This is a genomic window from Paenibacillus sp. N3.4, assembly GCF_008017805.1.
Taxonomy (GTDB): domain Bacteria; phylum Bacillota; class Bacilli; order Paenibacillales; family NBRC-103111; genus Paenibacillus_E.
The window spans coordinates 60,202-76,925 of sequence record NZ_VRTT01000015.1 but is presented as its reverse complement, the minus strand read 5'-3'; the positions used below and the strand labels follow the sequence as shown (position 1 = coordinate 76,925).

Genomic DNA, 16,724 nt, shown 5'->3' with positions numbered 1-16,724 from the left:
AGATGATTGGATTGACGGCGGGAGTACTGTTTCTGCTCGTGCTCGCCGTAGCAAGCGTTTTACTGGGGGCGAAAACATACGGACTTGGCGATTTGTGGATGAGCTACAAGCATTTCGACGGCGCGAACGAGCATTTGATTCTTAGAACGACCCGGGTGCCGCGGGTTCTGGTCGCAGCTGCCGTAGGTGCCTGTCTCGCAGTAGCGGGCGCCGTTATGCAGGTGTTGACACGAAACCCGCTGGCGTCACCTTCTATTTTCGGCATTAATGCAGGTGCTTCGTTATTCATCGTGATCGGGCTGGTCCTATACGGATCGGCCCTTACGATGAATACGATGATTTGGATCGCTTTTGCCGGCGCGCTGTTCGTCTCGATTTGCGTCTACACCATAGCAATGCGGGGCAGTTGGTTCGATCCGGTCAAGCTGACGCTGGCCGGTGCGGCGATGGGGGCTTTTGCCTCGTCGGTCACATCCGGTTTGATTCTGCTTAACAAGCAGTCGCTGGATACAGCTTTGTTCTGGATGATCGGGTCCGTCTCTGGGAGGAATTTGGACCATTTGCTGTCGGTAGCTCCCTATATGGCGATTGGCTTAGGCCTAGCGCTGCTTTTATCCGGCTCCCTCAACATTATGGTGCTGGGCGAGGAGAGTGCTCGGAGTCTGGGGCAGCCAGTGACGCTCGTACGGCTGCTGTCATCGCTTGCCGTCGTCCTGCTCGCAGGAAGTTCCGTGTCGGCTGCCGGTCCAATCGCATTCGTCGGACTAATTGTTCCGCACCTGTGCCGGGCGCTGATTGGCCATGATCACCGGTGGCTGTTGCCGTGCTGTGCATTAAGCGGAGCCGTGCTGATTGTAGCGGCGGATCTTGCAGCGCGTTTCGTCCTGATGCCTAAAGAGGTACCCGTGGGGATAGCGACAGCGATGCTCGGCGTTCCTTTCCTGATCCATGCGGCAAGGAGGAAGGAGCATGGCTAAATTACGATCTAGAAGATCGGCATTGATCATCATCAGTTTATTTCTAGTGATGATAGTGCTTTCAATGTTTAGCCTCTCTGTTGGCAGTGTAAGCATCCCGATGAAGGATGTTTTCCGCTCGTTGATCGGACAGAACATGGGCAGCTCAGAGCTGATTCTCCTGAAATTCCGGCTTCCGAGAATCCTTGCCGCGATTCTGGTTGGGGCGGCGCTGGCGGTATCGGGGGCCCTTCTGCAGGGGGTGATTCGGAACCCGCTCGCTTCACCGGACATTCTGGGCGTCACCGGAGGCGCGTCGGCAGCTGCTGTTGCTTTCATGACACTGTTCACCGGCTACAGCATTCATTGGGTTCCGGTTGTTGCGATGGTGGGAGCGCTTCTCGCGGTGCTGATCAATTATACACTTGCCTGGAAGCGAGGGGTTTCGACCTACAGGCTGGTGCTCATCGGCATTGGCCTCTCAACCGCGATGGGGGCGCTCACCATGTTCCTGCTCATTAGCGGGCCGGCTTACTTGGCGGCTCAGGTGTTGAACTGGATGACAGGCAGCATCTACGGGACAAGCTGGAAGTACGTGCAGATCATCTTTCCCTGGATTGCCGTCTTTATCCCGCTCTCCTTCCTGTATGCGAAGGAGCTGACGATTCAGACATTAGGCGAAGCGACGGCTATGGGGCTTGGCAGCAGACTTCAGGTTACCCGAGTCATGGTGCTGCTCTACAGCGTAGCACTTGCCGGTGCGGCCGTCGGGGTAGCAGGGATGATTTCGTTCCTCGGCCTCATGGCTCCCCATATCGCTCGCAGGCTCGTAGGCAACTCATATTCGCTCATAATTCCCGTTGCTGCTTTGACTGGCGCGATTATGCTTCTGTTGGCTGATTTGGCCGGACGTATGCTGTTTATGCCGCTTGATATACCGGCAGGGGTATTCACGGCGGGGATCGGGGCCCGTTCTTCCTGTATTTATTATTCAAGCGCAAGCCGATTCGTTGACAATAGGCAGAGAATGGTCACCGGGCGTGAGCTGCCCGGCGGCCTTTATTAACAGTTAATTTATATGTTTTTGTTTTTTTTTTCGATGAACATCGGCGCTGGGATGCCTTTGTAAAAAAGCATAAAGCATCTATTCGACAAAATGTCATAAAAGAGGTGCGAAAATTTCGCAGCTGTGGGGATCCCAACAATGGGTTTAAAATTCTTGTTTGCGAGGGCTGTCATCACATCGCAGAGTGTGGCGAGAAGAGCGTAATGGCGATTAAAGATACTGGAGCGGGTTGGAATAGGTGAGGCCCGATAAGCTTGGTTCATGAGCTTATCGGGCCTTATTTTGAGAATGCTTATCAGTCCCGCTGATTCTAATTCTGGCTTCGCTGCTTCTCCTGCATCTCCAAATAGTTGCGCATCCGACGCATATTTTCGGGTGCGTCCATAGGATCCGCGACGATCATTTCAATGATACAGAGTCTTCCGGCACGTTCCTTATCAGCTTGGGTTATTGCCTGGTCAAGTTCTCCATAGGTCCGGACAGTTACGGCAAACGCATCGCCTCCAAAAGCTTCGGCCAGCTTGGTGTATGACCAGCGCGGAATTTTGTTGTATTGCTGATCCTCTGTTTTGACATTTAAATATTTCTCGATCGTATAACCATCGTTGTTCAAGACGAAGATAATGGGCTTGCATTCATAGTAGAACATGGAGCTGATCTCTTGGGCTGTCAACTGCAAGGAGCCGTCACCTGTAAATAACAACACCCGTCGGTCCGGCGCAGCGATACTGGCACCATATGCCGAGGGTGTGGCATAACCGATGGACTCCCAGCCTCCCTGAGCAATATACGTTACATTGCGCGCAGTCTCACCTGTGCCATCCCGTTGTAAAACGTACCAGTCTCGGCGATCACAATATCCCCCTCTTTCAGCATCTGCTGAAAACGAGGATAATAAATTGCCGCAGTTAGTGGCTCATCGATACCGCCGGTTATTTGGTCGTACGGGAATTTCGTTTTTCCCGCCAAACCTTGGCCTCTGTACCTAACCTTCTGCACCGCAAGCAGTATGTCGGCTGCGAACACATTCGGATATTCCGCTTCTGCGACCTTGACCATGTCCGGTTGAATATCGACTGTCACCAGTGGGTTCAGCTTCGCGGTGAAATTCGCAGTGTTATTGTCCGCCCATACCATGCCTACCGCAATGACACAGTCTGCATGTTCTACCATGGTTTGGACTTCAGAACTTCCGAAAGAGCCTCCGTACATCCCCATATAATTCGGATGAGTTTCGTCGAATGCCCCCTTTCCGAACATCATTGTCGCAACAGGTACGTTCATGGCGTCGGCCAACTGCCGAACCGCTGTCTCTAGGCCGAACCGCATTGTTTTGACATCAACCAAAATGACCGGCCGTTGGGCATGCTCCAGCAGCTGGCGGACATGTTCCGTTGCTGCCTGAAGAGTTTTCAGATTGGACGTTGGATGCGGCGGTATCGGCTCTCTCCGGGCTATGATCGGCTTGGTTACTAAATCATTAGCCACAACCAGGTATACCGGCTTTTTCTTTTCCTTCGCCATGCGAATGGCGGCAGGAATTTCAATCTCGGCGTTTTCCGGCGTCAGCACCGCGGTATAAGCCGTAATCAGCTCATACACTTTGTGGAAAACGTCGAAATTTCCATTCATGAGCGTGTGGTGCATCAGCTTGTGTTCCTGTTGATCCTTCTCGGGAGGCGCACCCACGATGTGAATCAGCGGCACATGCTCGCTGTTAGCTCCCGCTATCGCATTGCAGGCACTGAGCTCCCCGACCCCGAAAGTCGTAATGAGAGCGGACAGACCTTTGATTCTTGCATAGCCATCCGCCGCATAACCTGAGTTCAATTCGTTCCGTCCACTAATAAACCGGACGCCGTTATACCGCTCCAGCGTATCTAATAGTGTAAAATTATAGTCTCCGGCAACGCCAAAAATTTCAGTAATGCCCTCCAGCTTCAGGCAATCGAACAAATACTGGCCAAGTGTTTTTTGAGCTGTTCCAGTTTGCGGGTTAGAGCTGCTCACCGCTGTCATGGTTCCCATCTCTTGTTCCCTCCCTATCCTTTTAAGTCTATTCTTGTATAAGATTCCCTTTTCATTGGACTGGTTATTCACTAAGAGTTGTTCTATATGCTAGTGTTCTGTGTGACCTAAAAAAGAAAGAAAAAGGCAGTACTTAAAGAAATGTTCACACGACCGGACGAGATCGGCTGATTCCTGTTGGCCACCGACCTGTTCGAAGCTCTCTTATTAGTCGATAATTTTGTGAATTGATTAATTTTACCTTGTTATTGTCAGGCTATTTGGTCTGAAGGCATTTAGGGCGTTAACAACATCTCTTATGGTAACCTTTTGAATGAACAACAGTCGTTGACAGCGATGCTGATCGATAAGATTGGCTGTGGCGAATTTCATAGAAATGTTTATAAATGCTACTTAATTTTGGAAACAATTAAAGGAGATATGGGAATTATATGATAAAGTAATTACTGTGGTATAAGAGGCCAACTGGAGAGGTGTAAATACGATTATGAAAATCGTTTTAATCCGTCATGGGCAAAGTCAATGGAATCTCGAGAACAGGTTTACGGGTTGGACCGATGTTGACTTAACTGAACAAGGAATTGAAGAAGCCAGACAAGCTGGAGTCATCCTAAAGAAAAACGGATATATGTTTGACGTAGCTTTCACTTCTTTACTTAAAAGAGCAATACGTACGTTATATATTGCTCTCCATGAATTGGATTTGATGTGGATTCCCGTACACAAATCATGGATGTTAAATGAGAGACACTATGGCGCCCTGCAAGGATTAAACAAAAATGAAACCGCAGAAAAGTACGGTAAAGAGCAAGTACGCATATGGAGAAGATCCGTTGAGGTAAGACCCCCGGAATTGGATAAAAATGACGATCGATACGAGGCTTCTAGCCCAAAATACAAGAACATCGTTGTTCCACTTACTGAAAATCTCTTGGATACAGAAAAACGTGTTGTAGAATACTGGAACCAAAAAATCGTGCCAGCTATACAAAATAAGGAAAAAGTCATTATCTCGGCTCATGGAAACAGTTTAAGAGCACTAATTAAGTACTTGGATGACATTCCGCCAAATGGAGTTGTCGATTTAGATATACCAACAGGCAAACCACTTGTGTATGAACTGGACGAAAATCTAAAACCGCTAAGGCACTATTATTTAGGAATGGATGAAGAAATTCCCGAAGGTATCATTTCGACAAAAATTTGACCGAGGGATGGAAAGCTATAGCTGAATACACTACACCACGAGGCTGCCGCGGATGAACGGTAGCCTTCAATACGAAAGGGCAGGATGGTTTAACGCACTGCACGAATATCTCCATATAGAGAAACCGAGAATTCTGTGAATAAGACGTTATCTGAGCCTATTCGAAGGTGGGAAGACAATGAGAGTAAAGAAAGCTATGTCGGAGCAATGTCCAGTCCTGTACTTCTACAATCTTGAAGACCACTGTTGGGGCTATTCTCTTTTCCATGGAGGCATATGTGCCTCATCGCTGCATTTTTCATACGAAATGGAGTTTGAACTTCTAATGAAGGTTGCCGAAGAGATGTATCCGGAGCAAGAGAGTATCGTCGAATTTTTATATGGGGATGTTGAGGGCCAAAAAGTCCATAGGGACATCGAAAGCAAGATGAGAGATGACGCATATTTAAAGGAGCAACTCGAAAAGCATTTTGCTACGAATGTGGTCGAGCGGTTTCAACTTCTAGGTCTGGATGAGAAGCTCATTGCAGAGCTAAAGGATTTGCTTTCGGTTGATACATATTTTAACGTTGAGATAAAGCACGAGATTGTGGAACTATCTTGCTCGTTAGTCACTTAACTGAAGGGTCAGAAGCTCGATGTCATCTATTGCGAATGTAGTTACCACCTGTTTCCATCCAATAACCAAGCGGCTCTGCCGCACCGTCTGATGACTCGTTTTGATATTCTAAGTAAAATAATGACTTAAATTTGGTGGGGGATTTCCATGATTACAAGAGGATAACTCACGAGCTACCTCCGCCACCGGTAGCATGGGTAGGTGGTTTTTGTTTCCCACGCTTCGCGTGCTCAACGGGCCGAAGCCCATAAAAAAAGGAGAAACCCATCGTCTCGGCATGAAGAGCTACTGACGATTAAGGGATGATTACGCTAACGGAAATATAGCTAAACAAAAAATGAAAAGGCAGCCGATTCAAATCGGTTGCCTTTTCCCCGCGCCGCGTAATCGATCAGACTCATTAAGCTAAACAACGTAAATATATGACTTTTACTAATCCGTAGCCATTCATTAAGAATACAACACAAAAACCTCTTGTTTAACAATTCTCGTTAAACAAGAGGTTTTTGCGTCAATCGACACATTCAGCATACTTTCAGTTAACTTTCATATGCCTATCAGCCAAACTTAAGTAACACTTCAGGTTAGCGGCCTATACTTCTAACTATCAACAGCAAGCAAATAAATGGCACGCGAAAGGTGGTAATCGTATGAATGAAGATATGAAAAATATGATTAACTTAAATGATATAAAGGTTGAAAAGAAGACGGAGAGCACCAAATTGAAATCTATGTTTGCAGCTTTTATGGCTGGCGCGGTCGTTGTCGGTGGATTGATGTTCATGTCGGATAAAATGAATCTGTTTGGGTATGATGCCCGACCGATTCAATCAGGCGTCGCGGCTGCAAGCTCGGCAACAGCTGTTGTTCAGACTGCTTCGTTAACCCCTTCGGGGACAAACAGTATCTCATCAATTGCAAAAGCAGCGAGTCCAGCCATTGTCAAAATCGAGACCAAAGTAAAACAGACGAATAATGGACAGAATAGAAGAAACACACTTCAACAAGGAACTGGAAGCGGAGATACGATTGAAAATGGGATTGGATCAGGCTTCGTTTTTGACTCGAATGGTTATATTTTAACAAACGAACATGTTATTGATGGCGCAAGCGAAATTGATGTCTACGTGCAAGGTTATGACACACCTTTTAAGGCAAATCTTCTTGGAAGCAGCTACGATCTAGACTTGGCTGTACTCAAAATTCAAGGGGATAAAGCTTTTCCTGCTTTAAATATTGGTAACTCCGACAATACGCAAGTAGGGGATTGGCTTGTTGCAATCGGTAACCCTTATGACTTCGATTACTCCGTAACTGCGGGCGTTTTAAGCGCCAAAGAGCGCACGATCAGCATCGATGATGTGCAGGGTACTCGAAATTACAAACATTTACTACAAACGGATACAGCGATCAATCCAGGTAACTCCGGCGGTCCGCTTTTGAATTTGAATGGTGAAGTTATCGGTATCAATACAGCTGTAAACTCTGAAGCGCAAGGAATGGGATTTGCAATTCCGGCAAGTACGATTAGTTCTGTTGTAGATAAACTGAAAAATAACGAAACGATTCCAAAAGAGCCAGCGCCATACATCGGTGTAGCTCTAGAAAATATTTCGGATGATATGCTAGCAGACTTAAAAATCAACAGCACAAAAGGTGCCGTTGTTGCTGAAGTGCAGCAAGGAACGCCAGCTTTTGAGGCGGGCATTCGTCAGTACGACGTTATTTTGGGTATGAACGGAACAGCAATTTCAAGCACTGATGACATTACAAAAGCTGTGCAAGCCGCGGCCGTTGGAGATAAACTGAAAATAACAATCTCTCGTGATGGTCAAACGAAAGATGTTACTGTTGAAGTGGGGAATAAAAACGCAGCTACTAACTATCAAAGTTAGTATAAATTATTGAGATACTTCATCCTGGGTTAAGATAAAGATAGTGATTTATCGAAAAAAATATCGAATATTTGTAAACAAGAAAAGATTGCCTACTATCCTGCCATTCTGGCTAGGTGTATGGCAATCTTTTTCATGTTTCGCTGTAATTGAAGGCGAATGTTGGGTGACGGAGGTTTAACAGTTGTTCTCGCCCCCTATTTGGTTTCTTCTTGCAGCTTAGCATAGCCGCGGCCGCCGGAATTGGTTTCACTCTAGACAGACTTTTTTTACAAAGAGACATCAGCTTATAAAAAATTAATCTTATCCCTTTAACGATAAGATCATTTTGAACTTCTCATGACAGCGATTCACTAAAGAGCAGAAATGTTAAATAAAATAATTCTTTCTATTGACCACTAGCTTGGTTGAAATTAGTTTTAGATAAAAGGGGTGATTCTATGGTAATTGTAAGATCATTGGAGCAACAGGATTATGATTTTTTTATGCATATGCACTATGAGTCGATTAATATTTTAGAGGGAAAGCCGCCCAAACATGAACTTCTGAATGCACCTAATATCAAAAAATACAATAAGGGATGGGGAAAAAGTGGAGACAGGGCATTGGTGGCATTGAGTGACAATAAATTAGTAGGGGCAGTATGGTATAGATTATTAGACGAGATGGATAAAGGATACGGGTTTGTCGATAGCGAAACTCCAGAATTAGGTGTTGCTGTACTACCTGACTTTAGACAACAAGGAATAGGGGCGATACTAATGAAAGAGATCATACAACAAGCTAGATACGATGGTTTTTCATCACTTTCTTTGAGCGTTGACCCAAATAATCATTTGGCAGTTCGGTTATATGAAAAACTTGGATTTGAGGTTTGCGGTATGTCGGGAACTTCCTTGACTATGAAGTTAACCATCTAAATGAATTTTGTTCAACTAACGGATAAGCACCAATGGGAGGCTGCCAGCACAAAAGGCAGCCTATTCGCTCACAAACGGGAGTATAGTTCAATAATTTAAACAAGGATTTCAAATGATTTCCAGCTAATACTTTAATAAAAGTTCTAAAAGGGGTCGAGAACTTGAGTATTCGAGCGGTGCTTTTTGATTTAGATGGTACGTTATTAGATCGTGATACTTCTCTTGCCCTATTTGTTCGTGACCAGTACGATCGGTATTCCCAATTTCAACTAGTTGATAAAGATATTTTTGTGCAGCGTTTTATAGAACTCGATAATCATGGGTATGTTTGGAAGGATAAGGTTTACCAGCAACTTATTGATGAGTTCGCAATCCGGGGAATCGGATGGACAGACCTGCTAAATGATTATTTGAATGGCTTTAAAAGGCAATGTGTCGGTTTTCCTAATTTGGTAAGTATGCTTACTCAGCTAAAGAACAATGGAACAAAGTTAGCACTTGTTTCTAACGGTTATGGACAATTCCAATTTGATAATTTTAAAGCACTGGGTATCAGTCATTTATTCAATGAGGTACTTATATCAGAATGGATGGGATTACGGAAGCCCGATCCGGCAATTTTTATTCTGGCATTATCTAAACTCGGAGTGGAAGCAGAAGAAGCTCTATTTGTAGGAGATCATCCAGAAAACGATATAAGAGCGAGTCGAGCTGTAGGTATTACAGCAGTTTGGAAACGAAATAATGCAATATCTCTTCATGTCGATGCCGACGTAATCATTGATGATTTAGGAGAATTAATTCAATACGTACGAAGCTAACGGGACAAGGTAGCATCATAATCCCCATAATAAGGTTGCAGGCAAATTGTTGTTAGGCATTCTGTTCAGTTAACTGGCAGGATTTATAGTACGATTGGGCAGGATAGCTGAACCATTTCGTACCCCTTTGCGTCAATTGTAATATATAGAGTACTCAACATGGAGCTTCAATGGGGGTAAGATGAAAAGTATAGTTCAGCGCATCGTAATCTTAATACTGTTTTTACTGACTATCATTGCGTGCAGTAACGAGCAAAAACATATTAGCACTACATCAACTACTGGGCACTTTGACCCGCAACAAGCTCAGGCTGTCTATCGGCCGGATTTATTTCCGGAGCAGGTAATGATTCCATATGTCGAAAGTTTAGGGCAACCACTAGAATACGGTTCTCCTCCTGCAGCGGCAAATTTTGTTCGGAGCTTCACCTTTCCGCAATCCCAGGCGGAAATTCGTGTATATTCAAACCCTGACTCACCATCGAGTATGATGGCATATCTTAAAGGGGAGAAGTCGGAATGGAGGTTAGGCTACTTATCCGGCGTCGACGGGGGGCAGGATGCTTCGTGGATTTACCCATTGAAATTCGTAACCGGTGAAGTGTCCGGAGCCTCTATAGAAGTGCCATTCGGTTCCGTTGGATCGCAGAACGGGCTGCTTGTTTACTACAAACATACAGATTCTTGGAAGGTTGTAGATTTTCAAGGGCACCGAGCCATTTCTATCGATATTGACGACGATGGTGTCCCTGAGTGGGTTGGCAATCAGACGGATTGGGTGCCTCCTGCTGTTGAAATCCATCGCTGGGTTCCAGAGTCTGACCGCTTTGAATTCACCGTCATACAAATGGATTCGAGCTTGTTCCCAAATGCTGATAATAATACGCCTTCCTACTCATCTCTCTTTATGGAGGAAGGGAAATATTTCATTGAAATCGGCAATGATGCTTACTATACTTTTTTTACATATGACCAAGGCGCTTTAAAAAAGTATCGACCTGCTGATACCCGAGACCGTATTTATGAAATGCAAATGGCCCGGCGGCATTAATTTGGATATTAACGTTTCAGCGAGTATAGCTGACAAAACATCGGATCGAGAGATTCGGTGTTTTACATTTTTAGAAACAGTGTCTTCTTTCAGATGATACGATTATTTAACAAGTATGAGCATTGCACTAAATATCATAATTGCGATGCCTAGGAATATTGGAATTTATCTAAAAAGTAACTTAAACCACCTAAGAATAGGGCGAAAATTAGATATTTCAATGTGCAAATTCAATAAAAGTTTGTTTAACGAAAAAATCGGAAAGGGAAAAAACATTAGGTATCTAAGTTTCATGATTGTGAAGTAGGCCGAAAATATTGTCCAATTGCCAACTATGGCAGAAAGCGTTAGAGGCGTTTTCAATGTACCAATCGAATATTGTTTTCGTGATGTTAATAGAGGGGGTGCGGATATGGCAATTAAAAAAGAATTAATTCTTGATTTTGCAGGTGTGCTAGCTACAAATTTTTCTCCATTCTTTTGGCAGGAATTATCCGAAGAGTCAAAAACATCTTATGAGATGCTTGTTCAGTTTAAAAAGGAAATACGTGAGGAGCTATGGACCGGTAAAGTCTCCGAGGGAGAGTTTTGGGCTCAACTTTGTAAGCAGTTTCCAGCAATTAAAAGAGATAAAGCAAAGGCCATTCTTATTTCAAATATTAAACCATTGCCAGCTATCAGAGAAGTAGCGACATGGAGCGAATATGCTAATATCCACATAGTAAGTAATCATCGTATTGAATGGATTCAACCAATTATAAAGCCAATCGAAAGTTATGTAAGAAGTATAACTATATCCAGTCAGGTGGGTTATTGTAAACCAGAGTCTGAAATATTCACTCTTGTTAAAATGCAATTAAGTAATGAATGTAATGTCTTGTTTGTTGATGACCAAGAAAAAAATTTTAAAGAAGCAAAAGAGCTAGGGTGGAACACGTTGTTAGCTGACGAGAACGGTAATTGGATAGAAAGAATCATACCCCTAATATCTCAACTACAAACATAAGAATTGAGTAATCTCGTTCAACTAACGAGAAGAGATAAGGAGCTGCTTTGGCGCGGCTCTTTTTTGGTTTATCCAAAAATTGAGCAGTAGAGCGAATAATTATGTGAAAATAAATAAATTACGCTATGGAGTAATAAATATTATTTAGGAAGTAAAAAATATTGCATTTCGAAGTAAATAATATTACTCTTAAGCGTAAGGGGGTTGAAAATATTGGAAGACATGCGACTTAATGTTCCACTTCTTCGCCAACGTGTTCCCAATTTGACGAGTGCTGCTCGATCAGTTGGTTTACGTTCCGCGACGGTTTCGAACCTATGCACTGGAAAAATTCCTGTAAGCCGTGCAGAAGTTCGAACACTTGTAGCTTTAGCTTCTTTGGCTAGATGCAGCCTGGATGAACTTATTCTATTTGGGGAGAGATTCGAAATGATTGAAACCGGAATTAAGATGTTGGATTTGTTTGCACCGTTAGTCAAAGGCGGAACCACTGGTTTAGTAGCTCGCCCGATGATGGGCCAATTAGTGATACTCGCTGAACTGTTTTATAGATTGAGAAAAAAGGGCTACGCTACCGTGCTTCTTAAGCCAGAAGGGGATCATCCAGAAATTGAAGACGTGACAGGAGATGTGGAAGTGGTCTGCAACAGTGTGGAAGAAGCCTATGCACATATCAGTAGGATCGGCTCTACTCGTGATGTAATTCTCGCTGCGGATCGATCCCATGTCTTAAGTAATGAAATTTATACGCTACAGGACCGTCTGCATCAAGCTGATGTTGTTTCCTTAACCACTTTTCTCGTAGACTTGAAAGGTGAAGCTATCGACGAAGACTTACCTTTCGGACCGCTTGAAACGCTATGGCAATTCGACGCGGATTTGGCAGTTAGACACATTTACCCTTCTGTGAATCCATTGCTCTCCACCTCCGAAATTATCGAGGGTACTAATGCAGATCCCCTTCATCAATCGATTGGACAAAAGGCCAAGAAATTACTGCGTCGTTATAAGGAATTGCGATTTTTGGTTCAAGTGCAAGGTAAAGAAGGACTTCCTGTTTCCGAAACTCAAACCTTTATGCGTGGAGAGCGCCTCGAGGCTTACCTCACGCAGCCACTATATGTAGCAGAAGCTTTTACAGGGACAGTCGGCGTCACAGTTTCTCTTCAAGAGACCCTACAAGATGTTCAGCGAATTTTAGAAGGTGTTGTTGATCAGAAAGATATTAAAGAACTAATGTATATCGGCCGTTTACAATAAAAAATAGCCCATCCATACAAAATGTTACGGTCCCGTTTCAATTGCGAGGCCCTAGAGCCTAACACTTCTTTTACTGCGTGGTGATATTTAAAACGGCTGAGCCATTTATGAGTATCAACTTGAAAAGTATGACGGAGCCAGAAAACATTCGCCTTGCTGCACACTCGCTCGTCCGCTGCGCCCCATAGGTATAAAAACTCACTTATACATTAATCATCGTACCGTTGTCCGAACACTGCAATGACTCTGCGCAAAGGGCTGGTTTTCTCCACCGACCGTCGCGGAAGGCAAACACGTTGTGCGGTATGAGCTTGGGTGAAGTGCGATGCAGGGAGTGTAGTTGAAGAAAACATGCAATTGTACATCTTTAAATAACTCCATGTATCCAGCCGCTTATCATTCATACGAAAATACATGTTTTCATTCACCCTATCTCAAATTAGGACAAGAAATAAACGGAATGCCTGTAGATTTGCAAGATTTCACTATTAAAAAACGATTACAATCGAAAATAACTGCGCTTTTACAGTTTAAGAGCAGCGCTGAACTAAAAAGCAGTATTCATTAACCCAGAGGCCTCTGAAAAAATTATTTTTTCTGTGAAGCAATGATTGTTAAGTATGATCTGATAGAAAAACAATGAAAAGACCGTTAATAGCCACTCTACAGGCTAAAAGCGGTCTTTTTTCATCTTAAAAAAATGTCGATACTACGTTTTCAGTGGCCGCGTCTTCACACGGTGGTCTGGTTGTAATGTGCTCTTTATATAGCTTAATTGTGTACTACGTTGACGGAATAAAGCTCAACAATGGTATATGGCGTAGTGCTCACCGAACCTGATGTTGCAGTTTGATCGTAATTGCCGGTCTTGAAGTAAAATTGTTTTCCCGAGAAGCTTGGTTTTTTGGAAAATACCTGTGAACCATTAATTTTAACGGTCGCTACGCCACCTGTTAGTGACATCTCATAAGTGAATTTTGAACCCAGAGCAGCTTTGGTGCTTAAGTCAGTGTAGGTACCGGCTCCTTTTGCTTCTTCATATAATAATTTGAAATTACCCCCGTTTGAGTTGGGGCTTGCTTCGTACTCCAACTCGACCAAAGGTATGGAATCGGTACTATTGAAAATTTGTCCAATCGTAGTTGAACCACTAGAACCGCCACCCTGTAATGTCACAGCAGCTGTATTCGCCATTGTGTTAGTTCCGGTCCAACTCCAAGCTGCATTGCTTCCGCTGGTCGTTTGTTCTCTCATCTCTGAACGAGGATGAGACGAGCCCGATGTCGTAGTTCCGGTCTTAGGGTCCATGAACGCCTGACCTCCGTCGGAAGCTGTGTAAAAATATTTGCTCGTATATCCCGAAACCAATTGCGACGAACTAATCGTCGAGCCGTCCGGCTGCTGCAATGACCATACATGGTAATCAATACTTGGTGCAGCACTTACTAGCGACATCACAGGGACATTCAACAAAACGGTCAAACCAAGTGCTAAACCAATTTTTTTAGCCTTTCCTAGAGCAGCAAATTTCATAATTCTCATCCTCTCATCGTATGTTTTGAAAACGTTCACAATGGGCACAAAGCTATTTTGCAAACGTTTACATTACTACTTTATAATAAATACGCTCCCTTTTGTTTCACTGTATTGCTCAAAACTTTTGTTTTATTGCTTAATTTGAGTGAAAGAGGAAGGCTGAGCTATCGGAGTATTTTTAGTTCATTAGCTTTAAAGGGAAATATCGATTAGTTGGCGAATAGTTCAATATCTTTTGGAGTTTTTTTATCTGGTAACAAAATATAACCAAACTTAGGGTTCTTATTGAATCTGAAATGAATCTGGAATTGACGGGTTTACACCCTAGCTTCGGTGTAGTGAAATTAAGAGAACTGCTTTCTACCTGGGTTGTTCATGATTTAACGCACTTTGCTCAAATGGTACGGGTAATGGCTGAGAGGTACAGGACGGATGTTGGGCCTTGGATAGAATATTTAGGTATATTGAAAAAATAATGACGTATTTTCAAAAGGGCTGCGTTTCAGACTTTCGTGAAGCTATAGGGAATTGAGGAAATCAAAATGATAGAAAAAACCATTAGGGAAATTAAGGTAGCAGATTATCATGATATTTATTTGTTAAACCAAATCTTTAACCCCAATTTACAATTATTTTCTGAAGAAAAAGTAAAAGAAAAGATTGAAGTCATTACAAACAAAACAAAGGATATCATTTTGGTTTGTGAACAAAACAACGAGGTAATAGGATATATTCATGGTAGTCCATATGAGTTGCTTTTTTCTGACTCTTTAGTAAACGTTTTAGGGTTTGTTGTAAAAGAAAAGTATAGAAATCAGGGTGTAGGTAGTATGTTGATTGAGAATCTTGAACATTGGGGAGAGAATAATGGTTTTTCTGGGATTAAATTACTATCTCACCCAAGCAGAATAAACGCTCACAGGTTCTACGAAAAACGAGGCTATATGTTTACAAAGGATCAAAAGAATTTTATAAAAAAGTTCTAAACAAACGAAGAAATAGAGCTGAATTGCAACATCAATTATGTAAGACGCAGAGGAGGTTATCCATTGAAAAATAATTGTTTCTTTCTCTTTTTCATTGCATTACTTCTTCTGAACGCTTGTACCAACAAAGTAGAACCTAAGCAATCTCCATTGGCGGAAACTAATAAATCCAGTTCTACAGAATTTGTAGGTTATATTACCAAGCTTGAAAATCAAAGAGCCTTAGTGGTTAGTCCCATAAGTAAAGAAATAAATCAAACGAGAAAAGAGTTTTACGATGCAGTATGGGTTTCAAATATGCCTTCAGATATAGAGGTTGGACAATACGTTCATGTATGGTTTATAGGTGCCATAGCTACGTCATACCCTGCTCAAGGAAAAGCATCTAAAGTTACCATTTCCAACATACACAAACCAGAAGCAGCAGCCCTGTCTCAAGACGAAGTCATACGTAAAGCCCTCATCAATAAGAAGATTTCAAGTATAGACATCCTTGTCATTAAAGAAGTGATTTATGATGAGAAATCAGCGGTTTGGACTATTCGATACAAGAGCGCAATTATTACGGACGGATCAATAGAAGAAGATAGTATACTAGTACCTGATAAATATCATTAAACTCTAACGAAGAAGGAAAGCAATAAAACAGCGGCAGTCTAGGACTATAATTCGTCCATGACTGCCGCTGTTTCTATTTTTGAGGAAATTGTGTTTTCTATTGGGCCAAATTTGCCGACTAATCGAGCGTGATTTCGTCCAATGTTTTCTCGAAGGAAGCGCTCATATGTGTAAGGAAGTAGTCAACTTCCGGCATATTCATTTTTTGTAGACTTTCAAAAATTTGCTGTTTAGCCACGACGAACTCGCGGTTGCCTGTGGATAACTCGGTCAAGCATTTAATGTAAGCTTCAATCAGATCTGCTGCTTTCACCCAACGGTAAAGCTCGGGGTCCGGATCTTGGATCAGGCCGCGATACAAATCGCTGATCTCCGGAGGGATCGTTTGGATCAAACGTTCAACGGCTACGTCTTCGATCTCGCGGAAATTGCGCAAAATTTGCTCGTTTTTATGTTTAACAGGCTGGGGAATATCACCAGTTAACACTTCGGATGCATCGTGGAACAAAGCAATAGACACGACACGGTCAGTTGGCACGTTGCGGCCATATACTTCATTAGCAATGGTACAAAGCATATGAGCGATCGCGGAGACATAGTAGGAATGCTCAGCTACGGTATCTCGGCGCATGTTCCACATGAGACTCCAACGGTCGATATATTTCAATCGATATAAATAGGCAAAAAAGTGATGGCTCATAAAGTCCTCCTTGAAGTTGGTCCTTCTTATAGTAACGCTTCTGCGCCGAAAATTC

Annotated in this window: 14 protein-coding genes and 3 pseudogenes; 14 read left to right on the top strand and 3 right to left on the bottom strand. The window is 43.2% G+C overall.

Annotation, left to right across the window (positions count from 1 at the left end):
• Positions 1-2 precede the first annotated feature (2 nt).
• The 3 genes and pseudogenes from FU659_RS10155 to FU659_RS10145 all read left to right on the top strand — a co-directional run.
• The gene (locus FU659_RS10155) at positions 3-977 is read left to right on the top strand and encodes a FecCD family ABC transporter permease (protein WP_261807731.1); all 975 of its coding nucleotides are present in this window, start codon (positions 3-5) and stop codon (positions 975-977) included.
• Entirely contained in the window at positions 970-2,022 is a 1,053-nt protein-coding gene (locus FU659_RS10150) for a FecCD family ABC transporter permease (RefSeq protein WP_315971296.1), read from the top strand. The genes FU659_RS10155 and FU659_RS10150 overlap by 8 nt, the downstream gene beginning before the upstream one ends.
• A gap of 29 nt (positions 2,023-2,051) precedes the next feature.
• A pseudogene (locus FU659_RS10145) lies at positions 2,052-2,201 on the top strand (transposase zinc-binding domain-containing protein); the annotation flags it as partial.
• A gap of 131 nt (positions 2,202-2,332) precedes the next feature.
• On the opposite strand, the pseudogene FU659_RS10140 reads toward FU659_RS10145, so the two are convergent.
• Positions 2,333-4,050, bottom strand: a pseudogene (locus FU659_RS10140) (alpha-keto acid decarboxylase family protein).
• 484 nt (positions 4,051-4,534) lie between these two features.
• Here FU659_RS10140 and gpmA point away from each other — a divergent pair.
• From gpmA to FU659_RS10100, 8 genes are all read left to right on the top strand, one after another.
• On the top strand, positions 4,535-5,257 hold the full coding sequence (gpmA, locus tag FU659_RS10135; protein ID WP_147947478.1) for a 2,3-diphosphoglycerate-dependent phosphoglycerate mutase: 723 nt from the start codon (positions 4,535-4,537) through the stop codon (positions 5,255-5,257).
• Between the two features lie 178 nt (positions 5,258-5,435).
• Positions 5,436-5,876, top strand: coding sequence for a hypothetical protein (locus FU659_RS10130; protein WP_147947477.1), 441 nt, complete (start codon positions 5,436-5,438; stop codon positions 5,874-5,876).
• 650 nt (positions 5,877-6,526) lie between these two features.
• Positions 6,527-7,771 carry a S1C family serine protease gene (locus FU659_RS10125; protein WP_147947476.1) on the top strand — a complete coding sequence of 415 codons (1,245 nt, stop codon included), beginning with the start codon at positions 6,527-6,529 and terminating at the stop codon, positions 7,769-7,771.
• Between the two features lie 407 nt (positions 7,772-8,178).
• Positions 8,179-8,691 (top strand): GNAT family N-acetyltransferase, encoded by a 513-nt coding sequence (locus FU659_RS10120; protein ID WP_261807730.1) that lies wholly within the window; start codon positions 8,179-8,181, stop codon positions 8,689-8,691.
• A 161-nt stretch (positions 8,692-8,852) separates the two neighbouring features.
• Positions 8,853-9,512 (top strand): HAD family hydrolase, encoded by a 660-nt coding sequence (locus FU659_RS10115; protein ID WP_147947474.1) that lies wholly within the window; start codon positions 8,853-8,855, stop codon positions 9,510-9,512.
• Positions 9,513-9,693: 181 nt separating this feature from the next.
• Complete coding sequence (locus tag FU659_RS10110) at positions 9,694-10,563, top strand: hypothetical protein (RefSeq protein ID WP_147947473.1); 870 nt, start codon at positions 9,694-9,696, stop codon at positions 10,561-10,563.
• A 412-nt stretch (positions 10,564-10,975) separates the two neighbouring features.
• The gene (locus FU659_RS10105) at positions 10,976-11,569 is read left to right on the top strand and encodes an HAD-IA family hydrolase (protein WP_147947472.1); all 594 of its coding nucleotides are present in this window, start codon (positions 10,976-10,978) and stop codon (positions 11,567-11,569) included.
• Between the two features lie 213 nt (positions 11,570-11,782).
• A complete protein-coding gene (locus tag FU659_RS10100) occupies positions 11,783-12,829 on the top strand; it encodes an ATP synthase beta subunit C-terminal domain-containing protein (RefSeq protein WP_147947471.1) in 1,047 nt (348 codons plus the stop codon).
• Between the two features lie 771 nt (positions 12,830-13,600).
• Here the strand turns inward: FU659_RS10100 and FU659_RS10095 are convergent.
• Complete coding sequence (locus tag FU659_RS10095; protein WP_187274057.1) at positions 13,601-14,362, bottom strand: polysaccharide lyase family 7 protein; 762 nt, start codon at positions 14,360-14,362, stop codon at positions 13,601-13,603.
• A 260-nt stretch (positions 14,363-14,622) separates the two neighbouring features.
• Between FU659_RS10095 and FU659_RS36990 the strand changes: the two are divergent.
• The 3 genes and pseudogenes from FU659_RS36990 to FU659_RS10080 all read left to right on the top strand — a co-directional run.
• A pseudogene (locus tag FU659_RS36990) lies at positions 14,623-14,841 on the top strand (DinB family protein); the annotation flags it as partial.
• Positions 14,842-14,907: 66 nt separating this feature from the next.
• Positions 14,908-15,351 carry a GNAT family N-acetyltransferase gene (locus tag FU659_RS10085; protein ID WP_147947469.1) on the top strand — a complete coding sequence of 148 codons (444 nt, stop codon included), beginning with the start codon at positions 14,908-14,910 and terminating at the stop codon, positions 15,349-15,351.
• A gap of 63 nt (positions 15,352-15,414) precedes the next feature.
• A complete protein-coding gene (locus tag FU659_RS10080) occupies positions 15,415-15,969 on the top strand; it encodes a DUF3221 domain-containing protein (protein WP_187274056.1) in 555 nt (184 codons plus the stop codon).
• A gap of 118 nt (positions 15,970-16,087) precedes the next feature.
• On the opposite strand, the gene yfbR is transcribed toward FU659_RS10080, so the two are convergent.
• Entirely contained in the window at positions 16,088-16,669 is a 582-nt protein-coding gene (yfbR, locus tag FU659_RS10075; protein ID WP_147947467.1) for a 5'-deoxynucleotidase, read from the bottom strand.
• Between the last annotated feature and the right edge of the window lie 55 nt (positions 16,670-16,724).

What these genes read in the sequence shown, in the direction of transcription:
- FU659_RS10155 (WP_261807731.1), top strand. Translation starts at nt 3, where the DNA reads ATGATTGGATTGACGGCGGGAGTACTGTTTCTGCTCGTGCTCGCCGTA.
- FU659_RS10150 (WP_315971296.1), top strand. Translation starts at nt 970, where the DNA reads ATGGCTAAATTACGATCTAGAAGATCGGCATTGATCATCATCAGTTTA.
- FU659_RS10130 (WP_147947477.1), top strand. Translation starts at nt 5,436, where the DNA reads ATGAGAGTAAAGAAAGCTATGTCGGAGCAATGTCCAGTCCTGTACTTC.
- FU659_RS10125 (WP_147947476.1), top strand. Translation starts at nt 6,527, where the DNA reads ATGAATGAAGATATGAAAAATATGATTAACTTAAATGATATAAAGGTT.
- FU659_RS10110 (WP_147947473.1), top strand. Translation starts at nt 9,694, where the DNA reads ATGAAAAGTATAGTTCAGCGCATCGTAATCTTAATACTGTTTTTACTG.
- FU659_RS10105 (WP_147947472.1), top strand. Translation starts at nt 10,976, where the DNA reads ATGGCAATTAAAAAAGAATTAATTCTTGATTTTGCAGGTGTGCTAGCT.
- FU659_RS10095 (WP_187274057.1), bottom strand. Translation starts at nt 14,362, where the DNA reads ATGAAATTTGCTGCTCTAGGAAAGGCTAAAAAAATTGGTTTAGCACTT.
- FU659_RS10085 (WP_147947469.1), top strand. Translation starts at nt 14,908, where the DNA reads ATGATAGAAAAAACCATTAGGGAAATTAAGGTAGCAGATTATCATGAT.
- yfbR (WP_147947467.1), bottom strand. Translation starts at nt 16,669, where the DNA reads ATGAGCCATCACTTTTTTGCCTATTTATATCGATTGAAATATATCGAC.